Below are 17,900 nucleotides of genomic sequence, written 5' to 3'. Positions count from 1 at the left end.
CTCGCCGCAGCCGAACGACAGGGCGAAGCCCGCGAGTGAGCGAGGAAGCACCAGGGAACAAAACGAACATAATCTTCTTACGCACCTAATGCAGGAATCACTGTAACGTCTCAAAATCGGTATTGTGATAGAAACAACTGAACAGAGTGGGACCGTGGTTCCAGTTAAATCCGGTGTGTGGCATCGACATTCTGGGCGGGGTTGTCGGTGAGTTCTGACAAGCAAGTAAGAGGTGGGACCATGGTCCCAGTTAAGTCCGATGTGTGGCATCGACATTCTGGGCGGGGTTGACGCTGGGTTCTGACACGCAAGTAAGAGGTGGGACCGTGGTCCCAGTTAATCTTGTGTGTGGAATCAGTATTCCGGGATGGGTTACCGTCTGAGTTATGATATGCAGGTTGAGGGGTGAACCATGGAACTAGTTAAGAAAAAGTAGCAGAAACTAGATCTTAGATTGTGGTAACAATCAGGTTGAGAGAAGAAAACAGACATTTTTGACAACACTGGGCTAGAGTGCAGAGAATAGCTGCTCCGGATGTATATATTCCGAAGCAGCATGTAACGCATTAAGGATATTGGAAATTAATGATAACGCTAGCTTGTATCATTAAACAGGCTAAACTTTTTGTAAGTCGCGAAGTATGCTTTCTATCTTCTCGATACACTCGGCAGGCAAGCGTGATTTGTCGAGATTAAAAATGACCCTATCGCCTTTGTAAAGAACTGTAGCTCCAGGTACAAACTGATGACGGGTACTGAGATTAACTTTTTTACGGGATGGCTCTTTAAGTACATCTGTTAGTAAACCGATAACTTCCTCGGGTTCAAATATAACCCCCGCTGTCTTTTGCTCATGAAGCTGCTGTGTCTGTTGCAATAGTAAAGCTTCTTTTCCTGAGAATGCCTTGTACAGCGCCTCACCAGAGCGGGCAGAAAGTTCACCGGGATGAGTAAAGAGGGCAACCACGGATTTTGGTAACAGGGCCGTGTTTATGCAACGCGTGATAATTTTACGAGAAATATTCTCGGCTTCTGCCAGGGCGGAGACATTGCCGTTAAATTCATTTTCCAGCCGTAGTGCATAGCGCTTACCCCGTTCATAAGCACTGACTGGGCGGTAATCATTACCCAACCTAGATAACGACATCATCTGATCGTCATCGAGATCGCCCACGAGAACGCGATAATCCGATGATGTCATTATGGCGGCTTTACGGCGACGACTGCCATCTGCAATCTCAATTACACCTTCTACCCGTCGTCCGAACGCAGGCGTCTGCTGACCACTCAGGAGAAAAGAGGGGATCAAATCATCAAGCGCGTCTTCGGTCAGTAGTTCCTGGTCACGTTCATTACCTGACCAGATTCTTGATGCCGTTTCAACACTATCGCCCGGGATGGCTTCAAGAACAAATTTCACTTCCCGGCCACAAACCGGAAGCAGAATGGTATTCCCGCGGGCCATAGCTCCCACCCGTGCAATTAATGAATCAACCATCGGTGCAGCGGGTGCCGCTGACGGTTCAGTTTCGGGGCGGATATCTTTTACGGTATGTTTTGGAATGACTGGTGCACGTTTCATTATCTGATCTCCCAGCGAGGTTTAATCAGACGATCAAAAATTTCATTACAGACAGGCTCCCAGATAGACAGCGCATTTCGCCAAGCTCCTGTAGATGAGCGCTGATCGATAGCTTGCTCAAACACCGTTCTCATACGGATCTGACCTTTACCGACTTCGTCGGTCTCGCGAACAACGTTTTTCAGTACCATGCTTCCCCAGGCATCGCGGATCTGTTCTTCCATCCAAGGTGACTGTGAGCCATTGTTATTGCTGTACTTGGTCAGAAGAATTCTGACGTCAGGTTCAAAACCCTGCAGGTCCACGTTTTTTAACAGATCGCGCAGCATGTCAAAAAACTGAAGGGCAGAGGTGTAATCAAATAACTCTGCTGGCGTTGGCACGATGAGTACATCAGCAGCACAAACGACATTGATGGTACCAATACCGAGATTCGGAGCACTGTCTATAACAATGACATCATAATCATGAGCCACCGTTTCGATGGCCAGACGAAGCATCATATGAGGTTCTGTCGGCAGTTTCCCGTTGTCAAACCTTCCCATGAGCTCTGTCTCAATGCGATGCAGGGCCAGGCATGACGGAATGATGTCGAGACCCGGCCAGCAGGTGGGTTTGACGGCATAGGCTGCATCATCGCGCTCACCAAGATAAAATGGTAGCAGTGTGTCTTCGGCATGGATATGCAAATCAGGGACCCAACCGTGGTACATGGAAGCTGTGCCCTGTGGATCGTTCCCTTCGACAAGCAGTACCCGCAGCCCTTTCAGCGCCAGATCCTGTGCCAGGTGGACAGAAACCGATGTCTTATAGACACCCCCTTTATGTGCTGCCACTGCAATGACGGGCGGAACGCTGTCATCAGGACGGCGCAGACGGGTGCCAAATACATCTCGCATATGGTTAATTTGTTCAATGGTGTAGCCCACCCGCTGCTCCACACGTCCACGCATTTCCATATCAGGATGGGGAAGGCGTCCTGCTTTTTCTGCATCACGGATTGCCTGAGAAGAAACGCCAATCAGATCGGCGGCCTCACCCACACGCCAGCGACGGGTAATTTTCCTGGCTTCCGGACTATCATCGTTAAACTGTGCAATCGCGATAGCTTTCGTCATTTCATGACCGGCCGTAATGCACTGGTCAAGCGTTTCCATCAGTCCCATTTTCTGTTCCTTGTTATCAACTTTGCATTAATCTATTAAATCTTGGAAAAGGGCACAAAGCAACATTAAAATTGCAAACCATCTTAAAAATTGCAAAGCTGATCAAAATGTAGCCGCATTCAGTTTAGCATCCGCCTGAAGGTTGCCGCATGCTTCAGTCAATATCATCCGCTCGCCGCAAAAAGCGTGCGCACGCATGCGCATGCGTCGAGAAAGCAGAATTACTGCGTACTAACAGGGTGTGGCTGACGCTCTGAAGCTAACGAAGATCCACCGGATGGATCTGAATGGTGAGGCATTGACTACAGTATGCAGATTATTGACTGCGGTATGAAGCAGAACAGGAATAGAGAAGGATAATGAAATGTATTTTTCTGCATATCACAGTCAAGATTATTGACTTTCAGGGTGTTGTATTATCGGGTTGTTGTACCAGGATTCATATTGTGTCATGTCAGTTGTCCATATGTACGGGATGCTGACAGTTATTCCATATTTCGATCCAGTAATTGATCCTTAAGGAGATCATAGTGAGATCAAAAAGAGATCCCCGGATCGTGCAGCGCCCCGCTATGCCTGAGCCCGGAGACTGTCTTCATTAACTGTGGTGTGTGGTATGTTGACTGTTGTGTGCAGGTTCACCTATTGCGGTATGCAATTGTATTAACTGGGGTATGTATTTCCGTTGACTGTGATATGCGTATATACTTTCCTTTGTGGATAACCGCAGGTTAATAAAATGGCTATGGAAAATAATGAGTTACCCCTGAATCTTCAGGAGGTCAACAAGACAACGGGCGAAGTTGTTAAGTTGGATGTCAACAGCGCCAGTACTGTTCAGCCTGTTGCACTCATGAGGCTTGGTCTGTTCGTTCCTACACTGAAATCGACCTCCAGGAGTAAGACGAACCGCAAAAACGTCACGGATGCGACTGAGGAGCTCGTACAGCTGTCTATTGCCCGGAGTGAAGGGTATACCGATGTCAGGATCACCGGATCGCGCCTCGATATGGATACGGACTTCAAAGTCTGGCTTGGGATCATCCGTTCAATGTATGATTTTGGTGTCAAGGATGACACGCTCAAGCTGTCTTTTGTTGAGTTCGTTAAAATGTGTGGCTTTGACTCCCGGCGCTCTAACAAGAAAATGCGCGACAGGATCAGCAACTCCCTGTTCAAGCTGGCATCCGTAACCCTCAAGTTTCAGAGTGAAACGAAAGGGTGGACTACGCACCTAGTTCAGTCTGCCTATTACGACATCACTGCTGATGTCGTGGAGATCAGGGCAGAGCCCAAGCTATTCGAGCTTTATCAGATGGATAGACGGGTCCTGTTGCGTCTGAAGGCCATCGATGCCCTGCAGCGTAAGGAGTCCGCACAGGCACTCTATACCTACATCGAAAGCCTGCCGCAGAATCCGGCCCCAATCTCCATGAAGCGTATGCGAGATAGACTCAACCTGACGTCTAACATCTACACGCAGAACCACACGGTGCGCAAAGCTATGGTGCAGTTGAAGGATATCGGCTATCTGGATTACACCGAATTCAAACGCGGCCGGGCCACCTACTTCAGCGTGCATTACCGTAATCCGAAACTCATCAGTAGCAAAGTCGTTGTTCCCCGTGAGCCAGAAGAGGAAGTACCTGAGCAGAACTATGACGAAGTGATTAAAGCCCTGAAGGCTGCAGGTATTGATCCTCAGAAACTGGCAAAAGCGCTCGGCAGCGTGAAACCGGAAAATGACTGAGGTATGCCGTTTTAGGGTTTGTTGACTGTGGTATGCGTTCTGCATACCACAGTCAATTTATACTGATTCATCATCCCATTTAGGTTTTGCCTGCCTTGACTGCGATATGCGGATACGCCTACCGGGGTATTGATATTGACTGCGGTGTGTGGAAGAGCGGGCAGTCTGCTGAACATCTTCACTGCGATATGTGTCCCTTCATCACTCAGTCAATATTGTGCGTCAGGCCGGATGCCCTGAGCCCAGTACTTTCACAAAGGGTCTTAACCCGTCGAGATCAAAGGATTCCGGGGTCAGCGTCTGGGATTCACCGATCCGCACACCAGTGTTCCAGAAAGTGGAGAACAGCATGTAATGGCGTAGATCCGGCATATAGAAGAGCAGGGCTTTCACTTCGGAGGAGAGGAGGTACGCCGGGTGTCGCCGGTAAAGGTGGCTATCCTTCTGAGTTCCATAAAATCTTCGTATAATTCTGCCAGCGTAAAACTGAAATTCTTCATCCAGCTGACAGCCGCACACCGATGTAAATCTGTACTCCTTTAACGCATTTAATGCCTCTTAATTCAACATTCTGTATTCAGCCTGTGTTGATATTTATACATACCAGAAGTTGGTTTTCCCCGAATGAGCTTGTTTACCATGTCTAAAGGCTAACATTATTAAAAACAGCCTGTCGCTTTAAAGAACCTTACGATGACATAAATCTGTATTTAATCATGGAGTGGATCTTAGTCAAAAATAATCATTTATATACTGTATTAATGTAATAATTCATTTCAGAATTTATCCTGCTACTTTCTTTCAAATGGTGTATTTACTGTCTGAATTTAAGAATAATTTTTTTAGACACCATATTCCTAGTTGATGTGGCTCACTGAATAACAGCGTACTCAGTGCTCAGACCCTTGTCAGAATTTTTCCATTTGGATGAACAGCACCAGAGATTAAGAATTATATTTTAACTTTTATTAATCTTTAGCCTGCGATTAATCTTCGCCTGTTTTCAGAAGTTATCAACACTGTAGATCCAGTAGTTAGATCAAATAAAGATCCAATAAAGATCCTAAAAGATCCCATGTGCTAATTTCTCATTTAAAATCATTATATTGCGAGACTTTTTAACCACTGTAGTGAGCAGATCATCCACTGTAGTCAGTAAAACATCCACTGTAGTGAGTGAAATATCCACTGTAGTCAGCACTTAATATCCACTGTAGTGAGCAGGCAGAGGCTAAATATCCACACCGAGTAAAACTTTAATACACTGAAAAAATTGTATTTTTGAAAATTCGCGATAAAGTTATTCACAGCATCAACCAGCAGGAAAAATTCATTTTCACCCCTGATATCCGTTGCCAGATAATAAGAATTTATTGCTAGTGTTTATTTTTCTCATTGCAAGGAGGCTGATGTTATGGAAAATAATATTAATATGGTCAGGGAATCGTTTACAGAGCATCACAAAGACCATGGGGGAGTCGTGAGTCTGTCTCCGGATTCTGATAACACCGTTCAGCCTGTCGCTCTTATGCGTCTTGGAGTCTTTGTGCCTACGCTGAAATCAACGGGCCGCGGGAGAACGATGTCAATGGTTACCAACGATGTTACCGATGAGCTCCGTCAGCTCAGCCTTGTTCGTTCTGAGGGATATGAAAACATCAGGATCACCGGTGCCAGGCTGGATATGGACAATGATTTCAAGGTATGGGTCGGGATCATCCATGCATTTTCACGGCTTAACTCGCTTGGTGAGCTACTGACGCTGCCTTTCGTGGAGTTTGTCAAACTTTGTGGGATCAGTACCTCACGTTCTTCTGCACGGCTGAGAAAGCGAATCGAAGCTTCTCTGGGGCGTATTGCCACGAACACGATTTCGTTTACAAGCAGCAGCGGAGGGTACTACGTTACACATCTGGTTCAGTCAGCCAAATACAATCCCCGTCTTGACGTGATTACTCTTCAGGCAGATCCCTGCATTTTTGAGCTTTACCGCTTTGATCACAAAGTGTTATTGCAGCTGAAAGCCATCAATGCCCTGTCACGTAAAGAATCGGCACAGGCGCTGTATACCTTCATTGAAAGTCTTCCTCCCGATCCTGCCCCGGTTTCCATCGGGCGTCTTCGTATGAGGCTTAATCTCACTTCCCGGACGATTACGCAGAATGCTACTGTCAGAAAGGCCATGGAGCAGCTCAGGGAGATCGGTTATCTCGGGTACACCGAGCTGCGCCGGGGAAAGACAGTGTATTTTCATATTCACTTCCGGCGCCCAAAGCTGTGCAGGGACGCGCTGCATATGGAAAGACATGCGGAATGATGAACGATGGCCTCTGCTGATATCCACTGTAGTGAGCAAATGTTTCTGAAGAGGACGGCTGTCTGCAGATAATGCGGACACTATGGTTAAAAAGCAGTGTACGGGTTTATACTGATTATTGCGTATATCATTCTGATAATGCGGGAGAAGAGCTGAAAATGCTTCAGTGGTTCTGATAACGGTATCGCAGTTCTGGTTTGAGCTTCCATCAACACGTTTTTTCACTGCGTCTGGTACCAAAAATGAAATATATCATTGAAAATGCAATATTATTTGACAGTGACAGGAAACAAATATCTTCTGCTTCCAGTCCGGATGTTATCGTTCCCCTGACAACAACGGCATCGCGGTTGCTGGAAGAAATCATAAAGCATCCTAACAGGGTTCTTCCACGAGCCTTATTGTTAAAAAAAGTCTGGGAGGATAACGGTTACGCTCCTTCTGATGCCAGTCTGAATAACAATATCAGTGTGCTCAGAAAATACTTTACCAGCCTCAGTGATACTGAGATAGACCTTCGCACTGTACCTAAAATTGGTTTTCAGCTGAATGGTTCTGTCGTGCTGTGTGAAGAACAGACTGACATAGCCGGTAATAATGAGGTTCACGAGACCGAAAGAAAGGATGTTATTCAGCCCGCTTCAGGGCGCTTTTCGTCGCATACGCGTTTTGGTTTGTATATTGCCTCTGCGGGGATGACTGTGGTGACGCTGCTGGTCGCCCTGGTGTTTCTGAGCTTTCAGGACAGGGGGATCAGTACCCAGAAAAAAAAGATCCAGCATATGGTCAGATTTGAAAAATGTGATGCCTTTAATCTTTCGTCTGACGGTATACCTTTTGAGAAGGTGCTCAGCCAGTTTCCGTCAGTCCGGTCAAGCTGTACGAGTAAACCTGCAAATGTTTATTACGATTTTTCATCACTGAATAAAGATCGCGCCAGGCATTTGTTTGTCTCCGTATGCTTTAAAAATGATAAGTCAGGTTATCTGAAATGCGAAAATATAAAATCTTACTCTCTGGAATGATATCTCTTGCCGTCATACTGGCTGCAGCCGTTGGATTCATGCTTTATAAAAACCCTCGTCAGGATGTTTTGATCCAGAAATGCGAAGCTGACGTCCGGTATGATGTTTTCGAAGAGGGTGAGCAGCATACGCTCGATGCGCTCTACGTCCTTGCACTGGGCGCCAGAAACCAGGGGTTTTTGCACATCACGGGGGTGCTGAACAGCAAAGGAAAAAAAGAGGATATCGACAGAACCTACAGTTTTACATTCAAGAAAAATGGCAAGGTTGGATTGTACGGCATACAGATTTTCAAGGAAAAAGTGAGTTCCTATGATGGCGTCGACAGCAATTTTTTTCATACTTACTTCCTGCCGGACAAGCCGGGCGAGGAGCTTTATATAAAAGCCAGTTCTCCGGACGGTGGCCTGTATTTGTTTGAAGGTTTTTCCTATCCTTTTTTCATGTGTAACGCAGGTGCCTGATCAACAATTCATTTGGATACTTCACCTCTGCGTAAATTATTATAATTTACATTAAATTAACTGTTAAATTACCGTGAGAGCTGGTTAGTATGGATGTGTTGAAATAGTCTGAACTGAAGATAGTCTGTTATTCATTTTTATGCATTCAAATGTGCACTTTCCTGTTGTGCACGACAGTTACCCCCACGTATGCGGAGAGAGCGTTTGTGGGGGGATTTTTTCAGTTGCAGCAACCTGTGTTTCATTATGAAATGCGGGTGTCTTTCCGTATGCAAAAAGGTGTGTGCGATAGATGAATATCATTCGTTATATAGTTATTGCCTTCTCGTTGTCCGCTGCGGGAGCGATGGCTAAGGCCGATGTACGCCTGCTTTTCCACATGGGGGCGGGTGCTGAAAACGAGTTCTTTGTTGGCGGAACGGTAGAAAACAAAGGTGACACCCCCGCTGCAGGCGGTGTCGTTGTGATTGTTCCCGTAGATGAACTGTGTAAAACCGGCGAACCACGTACGGCTTCTTTCGGCCAGATACTACCCGGAGAAAAAAAGGAATTTCGTCTGCCTTTTGTTAACACAAAACTTCATGGTTATCGTCTTATCAGCTTCGGCGCGTATGATGACATGGGTTTTCCTGTCACAGCTAAGGATGAGACCCGGGATATTATTATGAAAAGGGAAGATGACTCGCGTAAAAGCTGCGTTGAGAAACGGGGCTGAATTTTCAGACACACAGAGAATACCATAGTCAGGTATAACTGTTAAAACAATAATAATACATTCTCCTTTGCCGCTTTTCCTTTGACGGGAACGACGACAAAGAACCTTAGGCGGCCTTCCATTCAGGGAGGTTTTTTTTTGACATTTATTTACGCGTTCATTGTATTACCTCAGAAAGCCTGAAATAAAACTAAACGTCATATGATAGTTTCATAAGCGGAAATTGATAAAATGGAGAAGTGTTCATGAAGAAGTATGCCCTTATTTTTTCCGTTATGTCCGTTTTAGCAGTAAGCCCGGCGATCGCCAAGAAGCCGGGATCGGGCTCCTGGCAAAGCGGAGAGACTGGTCATCAACTCGGCTGCCTCATAATCAGTCTGCTCGGTATGCAGGGCTGTGAAAAGCCCAAGTCCGCAGAATAAGCCATGACGCCCTGATGAAGGGCGTTTTCATTTCTCAGTGTAATGTCTCTGCAGCGTTTAATTATTCCTTAATAGCCTGTATAGAATCCGTAACCTGCGCCTGCTCAGTCAATGATATGCACCGGTTCCGGTAGCTTTCTGACCACACGCCCTGATCCTGTCCATATAACCACGCTGCCCTGACTCAATGTTTTTCGGGCTTCACGGCAAACATTACCGGTGGTGAAGTGCGAGCATGTGATGAAGTATCAGAGCTGACCGCTGGCTGATGATGTGTTGCTGCGAATGTAATATGTGAACGCGAAAGAGCATATATCTGCAGGAATAAGAAAAAACGCTAAATATAAAATATTCTTTTTTTTGTGCATTTTTTGCTCGAGTAGTGAAATCTACGCCGAAATAAACGGTTATAATAATTATCCACAAAAAACGCGGTTTTTTTCCCGTGAAAGTGTGCATAACTTCCGTCGATGAAGCGGTGTGATTGAAGGTATACCGATTTCTGCTGCGATAAACCTCCCTGCTATCAGGTTTGCCGGGAGGGGAGGGAAGCTGAGATCAGCGACGCAATGAACGATCCTTAAGAAGAACGTATATGCATACTGCCAGTAAGGTCAGGCAGAGCGAAGATGCAAGCATGACCGTTGAATGGGAGTTAAGGAATGCGGTTACTGATGCATCCCTGACAATCGTACTCTGATTTTCCGGAAGGTTTGCTGCATATGAAAATGCTTCAGACAGGGAGCTGCCTATCGCGGTAATATTCACATTGTCATAGTCTTGCTGCATGGCTGACAGGTTATTCCTGAATGTTGATGCCATCAGCAGGCCAAAGAATACCACGCCAATACCTGCGCCAAGCTCATAAGCCATTCCTTCTATTGCGCCAGCCTCTCCGGCCTTATTCCCGGGGACGGAATTCATGATTGCCGTTGTCGATGCCAGTAATGCTGCTTCAATACAGAAACCAAGTACGATCATAAGAAGCCATGCATTCCAGATTTGTGTATCAAAGCGGGTAAATGCCATCCCTGCGAAACTGGCTGCGCTCATGGCCACGCCGCCGACGGCAATTAATCTGATTCCTGTACGATCGAGAGTCCAGCCAATGAAGGGGCCTGAAAGGCAGCTAGCCAGGATAAGGGGCATCAGGAACAGTCCAGCCTGGAGAGGCGTTTTTCCATAGGCCAGCTGCAGCTGCTGCGAAACGTAGAATTCAAATCCTACCAGCGAAACCATTGAGGCAAGAGCAAGAATAATCCCCGCCACGATAGTTCTGTTCCGGAAAAAGGACAGCTGTAGCATTGGGTTCTCAGATGTCCTCTGGCGGTGGATGAAGACCGCCATCAGCGATATGCCGGTAGCAGAAAGTACCATTAATGGCAGTGAAATACCTTCACGTGCGCCTGTTTTAACCGACAGGATGATTAACAGTATCGACGCAATAAGCAGAAGCGGATCCTGTACCGGAATTTTGCGCTCTGCGTCCGCGGCTTTAAGGTCCGGGATCCTTAAGGCCATCACGAGCACCAGGATACAGACGGGAATATTGATAAAGAACACAGAGCCCCAGCTGAATTTTTCCAGTAATAGCCCGCCGGCGACTGGCCCCAGCGCGGCACCACCGGTTCCTACAGCTGACCATATTCCCAGAGCAACCGCGCGCTCTTTATTTGAAGAGAAGGCAATTCTCAGTGCAGACAAGGTTGCCGGGAGAATCATTGCCGCTCCTATGGCAAGCATGCCCCTTGCGATAATTAACATCATCGCAGTGGCTGACAGCATGGCAAGAAATGATGCCACTCCGAAGAAAATAATTCCCGTGACAGCAAGTTTTTTTGCCCCGATTTTATCCCCGACCACGCCCATAGGAAGAAGGAAGCTGGCCATCACAAGGGAATAAATATCAATTATCCACAGAACTTCATCTGCAGATGCTTTCAGGTCTACTGACAATACCGGTGCGGCTACATGGAGTATTGTGGCATCAAGAGAAACAGGAAGATACATCAGTATAATAACAGTTAAAATGTACCACTTTCTTTTTTGATCTGATTTGTTTTGATTCAACATATAAATAAAAGCTCATTAGTTAACCTCGATCATTATAACGCGTTTTATTTTTTTTTCTTTTTAATGGGAGTAAAGTTTTGTCTTGTGCCTTTATTGTGAATGTTATTGGCTTGCAGTGTGCGATAATTTATAGTTTCTGCTGGTGTTTTTATGTCATTGATTTTGTTTGCTTTATAATAAATTATATATCATTATGTTGTGTTTTTTTCTGACATGCTTAGGATTAATAAAATAATTTTTATCGTTCTTATTCTTATTTTAATTTTAATCGTTATGAGGATGTCATGAGACGCTCGGATATCATTATCAACTCTCTTTTGAATGACAAAGCCGGAGGTGATGTTAATCACTATACCCTCCTTCTTTTAATTCATTATACCTTCAATATCTCTTACCCTTATGAGGGTTATGGTGAATGGGATGTTGACGTTGAACGCAGTAAAGCTGAAGAATACAGTAATAAAATTTACCCTGCTCACCTGTCAAAAATTGGACTTTATATTAAAGAGTTATGGGATGTGAGGTGAAAATGAAAAAATATGCGATACTGATGAGTCATGATAATTACCTTTACTGTGGCCTGAAATCAACTCTGGACGAGATTAACATCTTCCTCTTTCATGAAAATGAAATTGACAAGTTTCTTAATCTCTGTTCTGCAGCGCCCGAAGATGAAATCATAATATTTTATGACGATCAGTTTAATAAAATAACATCGGTTATTTTTCATGACAGGGAGTACAGATTGATTAATGTACTTCAGTTAAAAGAACTGGCGCTTAATGACATACTTGAACTTCCGGAAACCTGTCTCTCAAAGGCTTCACCCTCTATGTACAAAAGTAAAGTCATGGAGAAGAAAGCAATATATTATTATGCATTTTACAAAATGGATTACAGAGATATTGCGATAAAAATGCAAATTCCCGAGGCCCGTGTGAGCTATTTTATTAATAACTACGTCAGGGGCATGAAGTTCAGGCACAAAAATGATTTTGTGATCAACCTCGAATCGTCATGACCTTTTCGTCGTTGAAATAAAAAAAAGCCGTCCCGGAGGACGGCGAATGTATCATTCCACAGGATTAAAAGGTACCAGCGGATTAAAAGTAATCCTTTTCGGTAATTATGTCAACAAATCTATGGAAAAGAGGGTGTTAATAAGAATTTATTATTATTTTATATTTTTCCTGCCAGTTTATAACCTCGCGTATTATGAAGGTCACTGCAAAAACACTCTTGCATTCGTGATCGTGGATCGCTTTTTATTATAATTATTTAAAATATCGTAAAACTTAAATTTGTTTTTTTTGAATTTGAACTATTTTTCATTTGCATTTATTCATATTGCTCTTCACAAGCATCCTGAATAAGAACTTACGTGTTAATTGATTTTTTCTTAATTACGTGACTTTTCACAATGGTTCCCTTATGAAAAAAAAACCGATCCCGTCTCAGAAAATGTTAAAGGCCACAGCGTGGACAAATATTGTCGCACAGGTCTTCTTTCCTGTGGCGACTGCTCTTACGCCTGCTTCCGTCAGTGCTGCGCAGTCACCTGCTTCATCCCATTCCTGGAGCAGTGAGTCTTTGAAGGATATACAGACCCGGCCATACGTTATCAGGACTGGTGAAACAGTTAACGATATTGCGTCACGCTCAGGTCTGACAGTAGAGCAGTTAAAAAAAGTTAATCAGTTCCGTTCTTTCAGTAAATCGTTTAACCAGCTCTCTGCCGGCGATGAAATAGACATTCCCGTTGAAACAGTGCAGAGCAAACAGCCAGAGGCAGAATCTGACGCATCGAATGAGCAAAAATTTGCATCTGCCAGTACGTCTGCTGCAGGTATGCTCGCTTCAGACAATGCAATGAGAGCGGCGTCAGATAAAGCACGTTCATACGCCTCAGAGCGCCTGAACGATGAAATAACAGGATGGCTGAGTTCAGCGGGAACTGCCCGCACAACGCTGAGTATTGATAACAAAGGGCGTCTTAACGGCAGTGAACTTGATATCCTTATCCCTTTTGATGATAAGCCTGATGCGTTTCTTTTTACCCAGGCTGGTATCCGCCATATTGATGACAGAACGACAGCAAACCTTGGGATCGGTCAGCGGCACTTCATCGATAACAGGTGGATGTTCGGTTATAACGGTTTTCTGGACTACGATTTGAAACGCGACCACTCACGTCTCGGCCTTGGTCTCGAGTATGGACGTGATTTTTTGAAGGTGGGTACAAACGGCTATTTTCGTCTCAGTAACTGGAAAAACTCACCTGACCTGAGGGATTACGATGAGCGGCCGGCAAACGGATTTGATATCCGAAGTGAAGCCTGGCTGCCTGGTTATCCTCAAATCGGTGGAAGCTTCGCATATGAGCAGTATTTCGGCGATGAAGTGGGCATCATCAGTAAGGATGTCAGAGGGAAAAATCCGGCCGCCTTTAGTGCTGGCCTTACTTATACCCCTGTACCTTTAGTTTCTCTGGGACTGGAGCGTAAGCAGGGTACAAACGGCGATGGAAACACGCTGCTGAATCTTGGCGTTAACTATGATTTAGGCACACCATGGCTGAAGCAGATAGATCCGGATGCTGTGCGTGATAAGCGTACTTTGACGGGAAGCCGTTACGATCTTGTGGAGCGCAACAATCAAATCGTCCTCGAATACCGCAAGCAGGAAGTTATCCGCTTAAAACTGCCTTCGCTGATAGCCGGCCTGTCAGGAGAAACGAAACCCCTTAATCCAGGGATAAATGCAAAATATGGTCTTGACTATGTCGAGTGGGATGATGTTCTGTTCAGGCAGGGAGGAGGTAAGATACAGGGTAGCAACGGGCAGTACAGCGTTGTATTGCCGCCTTACACCCCGTCTGGTGTAAACAGCTGGACGATCTCTGCGGTTGCTTATGACAGGAAAGGCAACGCGTCAAAACGTGCTGAGACACAAATTAGCGTAACGTCTGCGGGTATAAGCACGACCAAAAGTACGTTTACGAGCTCAGAATTTGCTCTTCCTTCAGACGGTACAAGCACGTCTTCCCTGATTCTGGAGCTCAGGGATGAAAATGACAACGCCGTAACGGGTCTTTCAGATAAAATTGCGATTACGCTTCTCATGGAGGCAGGTGAGGGATCTGAACCGACGCTATCTGTTGTAAAAGAGACCTCACCTGGTACATACGAGGCAACCCTCACAGCAGGAAGCCGTAAGGGGGTCGTAACGCTGACTCCGGAGGTTTCTGGTACCAAGCTTACCGGCACCACCGTTGAACTGCTTTCTCCTGCGACGCCTGTGGTTAAAAACCTTATAATGAAGGGCGTGCTGGAAACCGGGCAGAGTTTAACTGCTACGTATAGTTTTATTCAGCCTGATTCCGACAGGAATATGCCCCGCAACAGCTATTTGCCTGCTGATGCTTCAAAGTATGCATGGGGTGCAAAAGGAACGACAGCTCAGGCTGTGCTGAACGGAAATGCAATAAGTGAATCCGGTCAGATACCTGCATATTCCTTAAATGCGAATGATGCAGGCAATATTATTGAGCTCTCTGTAATGCCCGAAAACTCTCTCGGTATTGATGGTGAGGTTCTGACTATTGATACGAGTATGTCAGCAGAAGAAGGGAATGGCACTGAAGGTGGCGATGGTACCGGAACAGTTATCAATGCTACTGCCCGTCCTGCCATTTCAGGTCTAACGCTAAAAGGCACTCTTCATGTTAATAAAAAACTTTCCGCAACCTATACGTTCGAACCAAATAATGGCGATGTAGAGGATCGGTCAACATACGCCTGGGCGAAAAAAGGTGATGCTGCAAATCTGGCCGCTACATCATCACTCGTAGTGGGGGAATCCGGTATCATTCCTGAACACACTCTCACAGTTGATGATGCCGGTACTATTATTGAAGTGGCTGTGCAGCCCCGAAACGGCAAAAACATAACCGGAAAAATTGTTTCACTCGCCACTGATGCCAAAAATAGTGACGGCAACAACACCAGCGATGGTGGTGAGGGCGGGATCATTCTTGATATTACCAGTGCTCCCTCCGTTTCAAACCTTAAATTCCGGGGGAAACTGGTATCCGGCTCTTCACTGACTGCAAGTTATGACTTCACACCCGGTGTCGGTGTCATGGGGGATAGGTCTCAGTACGCGTGGGGTGAAAAGGGCACGACTGCCGGTCTGGCAAATAACGGACTAACCATTGATGAGAGTGGCGTGGTTGGTTCACGTCTGCTGGGACAGGCAGATATAGGTAAAATCCTTGAACTTTCAGTCCGGGCTAAAAATAAGGCTGGTGTAACAGGAAACACCGTCACGCTGACTACAGCTGATCAGGATAACGGACTTGACGATAATGATGCAGGGACCGTCATCGATCCCAGTGCGCTACCGAAGATAACTGATTTGTCGCTTTCTGGTAAGCTGGCCGTCGGGGCTATCCTGAACGGCACATATAAATTTGATGCCAACAACGGGGATCGAAAAGACCAGTCATTGTATTTCCTGGGCATAAAAGGTGACACGGCTTCACAGGTCGCAGGTTCCGGTAAACTGATAAAAACTTCCGGGATAATTCCCGACGAGCTTGTCAAACAAGAGTATGCAGGTCAAATCCTTGAAGTATCTGTGCTGCCGAAAAACGGCCTTGATGTTAAGGGCCCGGTGGTGAGTATGGCTACAGATGTATCGTCCGGCAATAATTTTGAAGGCGGGAACGGCGGGAAAATTGTGGATCCGACTGCATCACCTTCAGTTAGTGGTCTGACTGTTTCAGGGAAATTAATCACCTCCAATAAGCTGACTGCTACCTATACCTTTGAAGCAAACAAGGGTGATCCAACTGATAATTCGCAGTATTTATGGGGTGAGAAAGGCAAAACGGCCCAGGAGGTTGGGGCGCAGGGACTCGCTGCTTCCGCCGGGATCGAAAGAACGCTGGAAACAGGTGATATTGGAAAAGTTATTGAAGTCTCCGTTTTGGCAAAAAACGGTCTTAATAAAACAGGAAATATTATCACAGTTGCTTCTGATGATGCTTCGCCAGCTAACGGTACGACAGATGGAGGTTACTCAGGCGAGGTAGTCGATGCCCTGGCTGCGCCATCAGTTACTGACCTGACAATTAAGGGAAAACTTGAAGCGGGTGAGTCGCTGAGTTTTACTTATATCTTTAATCCGAATAATGGCCATATCACAGATGCATCCTATTTCAAATGGGGCACAAAAAACACAACCGCATCCGTTGTTTCTACAGGTGATATGGTTTCCAGCCCTAATGTTGTTAAGGACTATCAAATTCAGAAAAGTGATGCCGGAAAAGTGCTTGAAGTTTCAGTTATGCCGCATAACGGGATAGGTATTGCAGGAACTACTGTCACTGTCGCGACCGATACTCCGGCTAACGGCTCCAGTGGCGGTAATAACGGCGCCGTCATCGATCCACAAGGTATACCCTCAATCAAAGAACTTAAAATTATCACTGATAGCTTAGCTGTGGATGCTGAGCTCTCTGCAACATATATATTTAACCCGGAAACAGGCCCGTTGACCGACATGTCTGCTTTTAAATGGGGAGTCAAAGGTACAACAGCATCTTTGGTAACATCGAGCGCTGAGACCGTTCCTTCTACGGGGGTTGTGGGTAAATACAAGATAAGTCTGTCTGATCTCTCAAACGTACTTGAAGTGTCTGTGATTGCCAGAAATGGAAACGGTCTGGACGGTAATGTCTTAACAGCTAACACAGTTGAACAGGTTGCATGGAGTCTGATAGCTATACCACCAGGAAGTGGCTATGCACAGGTGCCTGGTACAGCCTGGATGTGGCTGCCGTATCAGGCATCCGGGTATTTTTACTTCACCAACAAACAGTCGTTTACATCAGGTACAACCAAAGGGACAGTCAGTCTTGCGGTTGACGACAAAATGGATTATTTCATTTTAAATGGTAAAAATTATGATACATCCAGTTGCTCTTTCTCTCAGGTATGTACCATTCCTGTAGATAACCTCAAGGGCACTGGTAATAAAATAACCTTGAAAGTTTTCAATACAGACAAAACTCAGGGCGCTGTTGCATTAACCGTTCGTGATGAGAGTAATCAGATGCTGTTAAATACAAGCACACCGACTGAGTGGACTTATTACAGCCCAGCGTCAAACTGACAGCAAAAGTGATTGATACCACAATGCTGTTTTGCTAAAAACGCTGCCGTATGGCAGCGTTTATCTACATCCCGGCGCCTTGTTTGTCTATTTTTTACCCTCCCGGTTATTTCTTTCGAATGCTGAATCTGACTTCTGACTGTCCATCATCAAATATTAACGGTAATAATATGAAAATATTCGAAATCAGGCCCCCGCGTGGGATGAAA

The 17,900-nt window shown here is 45.5% G+C and carries 11 protein-coding genes and 2 pseudogenes; 9 read left to right on the top strand and 4 right to left on the bottom strand.

Annotation, left to right across the window (positions count from 1 at the left end; genetic code table 11):
* Positions 1 to 616: 616 nt before the first annotated feature.
* Complete coding sequence (locus SPG90_RS21725) at positions 617 to 1,582, bottom strand: ParB/RepB/Spo0J family plasmid partition protein (RefSeq protein WP_322408371.1); 966 nt, start codon at positions 1,580 to 1,582, stop codon at positions 617 to 619.
* The gene (gene sopA / locus SPG90_RS21720; protein WP_045325857.1) at positions 1,582 to 2,748 is read right to left on the bottom strand and encodes a plasmid-partitioning protein SopA; all 1,167 of its coding nucleotides are present in this window, start codon (positions 2,746 to 2,748) and stop codon (positions 1,582 to 1,584) included. The genes SPG90_RS21725 and sopA overlap by 1 nt, the downstream gene beginning before the upstream one ends.
* A 739-nt stretch (positions 2,749 to 3,487) precedes the next feature.
* Between sopA and SPG90_RS21715 the strand changes: the two genes are divergently transcribed.
* Positions 3,488 to 4,498 carry a RepB family plasmid replication initiator protein gene (locus tag SPG90_RS21715; protein ID WP_045325859.1) on the top strand — a complete coding sequence of 337 codons (1,011 nt, stop codon included), beginning with the start codon at positions 3,488 to 3,490 and terminating at the stop codon, positions 4,496 to 4,498.
* 243 nt (positions 4,499 to 4,741) lie between these two features.
* Here the strand turns inward: SPG90_RS21715 and SPG90_RS21710 are convergent.
* A pseudogene (locus SPG90_RS21710) lies at positions 4,742 to 4,947 on the bottom strand (site-specific integrase); the annotation flags it as partial.
* Positions 4,948 to 5,912: 965 nt separating this feature from the next.
* On the opposite strand from SPG90_RS21710, the pseudogene SPG90_RS21705 reads away from it, so the two are divergent.
* From SPG90_RS21705 to SPG90_RS21685, 5 genes and pseudogenes are all read left to right on the top strand, one after another.
* Positions 5,913 to 6,776, top strand: a pseudogene (locus SPG90_RS21705) (RepB family plasmid replication initiator protein); the annotation flags it as partial.
* A gap of 281 nt (positions 6,777 to 7,057) precedes the next feature.
* Positions 7,058 to 7,840: a winged helix-turn-helix domain-containing protein gene (locus SPG90_RS21700; RefSeq protein ID WP_322408370.1), complete on the top strand. Its 783-nt coding sequence runs from the start codon at positions 7,058 to 7,060 to the stop codon at positions 7,838 to 7,840.
* Positions 7,807 to 8,304 carry a hypothetical protein gene (locus SPG90_RS21695; RefSeq protein ID WP_322408369.1) on the top strand — a complete coding sequence of 166 codons (498 nt, stop codon included), beginning with the start codon at positions 7,807 to 7,809 and terminating at the stop codon, positions 8,302 to 8,304. The genes SPG90_RS21700 and SPG90_RS21695 overlap by 34 nt, the downstream gene beginning before the upstream one ends.
* A gap of 292 nt (positions 8,305 to 8,596) precedes the next feature.
* Positions 8,597 to 9,019, top strand: a complete 423-nt coding sequence (locus SPG90_RS21690) for a membrane-associated Zn-dependent protease 1 (RefSeq protein WP_322408368.1) — start codon at positions 8,597 to 8,599, stop codon at positions 9,017 to 9,019.
* A 245-nt stretch (positions 9,020 to 9,264) separates the two neighbouring features.
* Positions 9,265 to 9,441 carry a hypothetical protein gene (locus SPG90_RS21685; RefSeq protein WP_322408367.1) on the top strand — a complete coding sequence of 59 codons (177 nt, stop codon included), beginning with the start codon at positions 9,265 to 9,267 and terminating at the stop codon, positions 9,439 to 9,441.
* Positions 9,442 to 9,999: 558 nt separating this feature from the next.
* On the opposite strand, the gene SPG90_RS21680 is transcribed toward SPG90_RS21685, so the two are convergent.
* Positions 10,000 to 11,514: an MFS transporter gene (locus tag SPG90_RS21680; protein WP_322408366.1), complete on the bottom strand. Its 1,515-nt coding sequence runs from the start codon at positions 11,512 to 11,514 to the stop codon at positions 10,000 to 10,002.
* A gap of 284 nt (positions 11,515 to 11,798) precedes the next feature.
* Here SPG90_RS21680 and SPG90_RS21675 point away from each other — a divergent pair, with 284 nt between their 5' ends.
* From SPG90_RS21675 to SPG90_RS21665, 3 genes are all read left to right on the top strand, one after another.
* Positions 11,799 to 12,041: a hypothetical protein gene (locus SPG90_RS21675; RefSeq protein ID WP_322408365.1), complete on the top strand. Its 243-nt coding sequence runs from the start codon at positions 11,799 to 11,801 to the stop codon at positions 12,039 to 12,041.
* A complete protein-coding gene (locus SPG90_RS21670) occupies positions 12,038 to 12,535 on the top strand; it encodes a hypothetical protein (RefSeq protein ID WP_322408364.1) in 498 nt (165 codons plus the stop codon). The genes SPG90_RS21675 and SPG90_RS21670 overlap by 4 nt, the downstream gene beginning before the upstream one ends.
* A 410-nt stretch (positions 12,536 to 12,945) precedes the next feature.
* Positions 12,946 to 17,691: an inverse autotransporter beta domain-containing protein gene (locus tag SPG90_RS21665; protein WP_322408363.1), complete on the top strand. Its 4,746-nt coding sequence runs from the start codon at positions 12,946 to 12,948 to the stop codon at positions 17,689 to 17,691.
* Positions 17,692 to 17,900 lie beyond the last annotated feature (209 nt).

The organism is Enterobacter sp. D2, from assembly GCF_034427575.1.
Lineage (GTDB): Bacteria > Pseudomonadota > Gammaproteobacteria > Enterobacterales > Enterobacteriaceae > Enterobacter > Enterobacter cloacae_M.
Note: the sequence above shows the minus strand (reverse complement) of the source record. Positions and strands in the feature narration are given on the sequence as shown.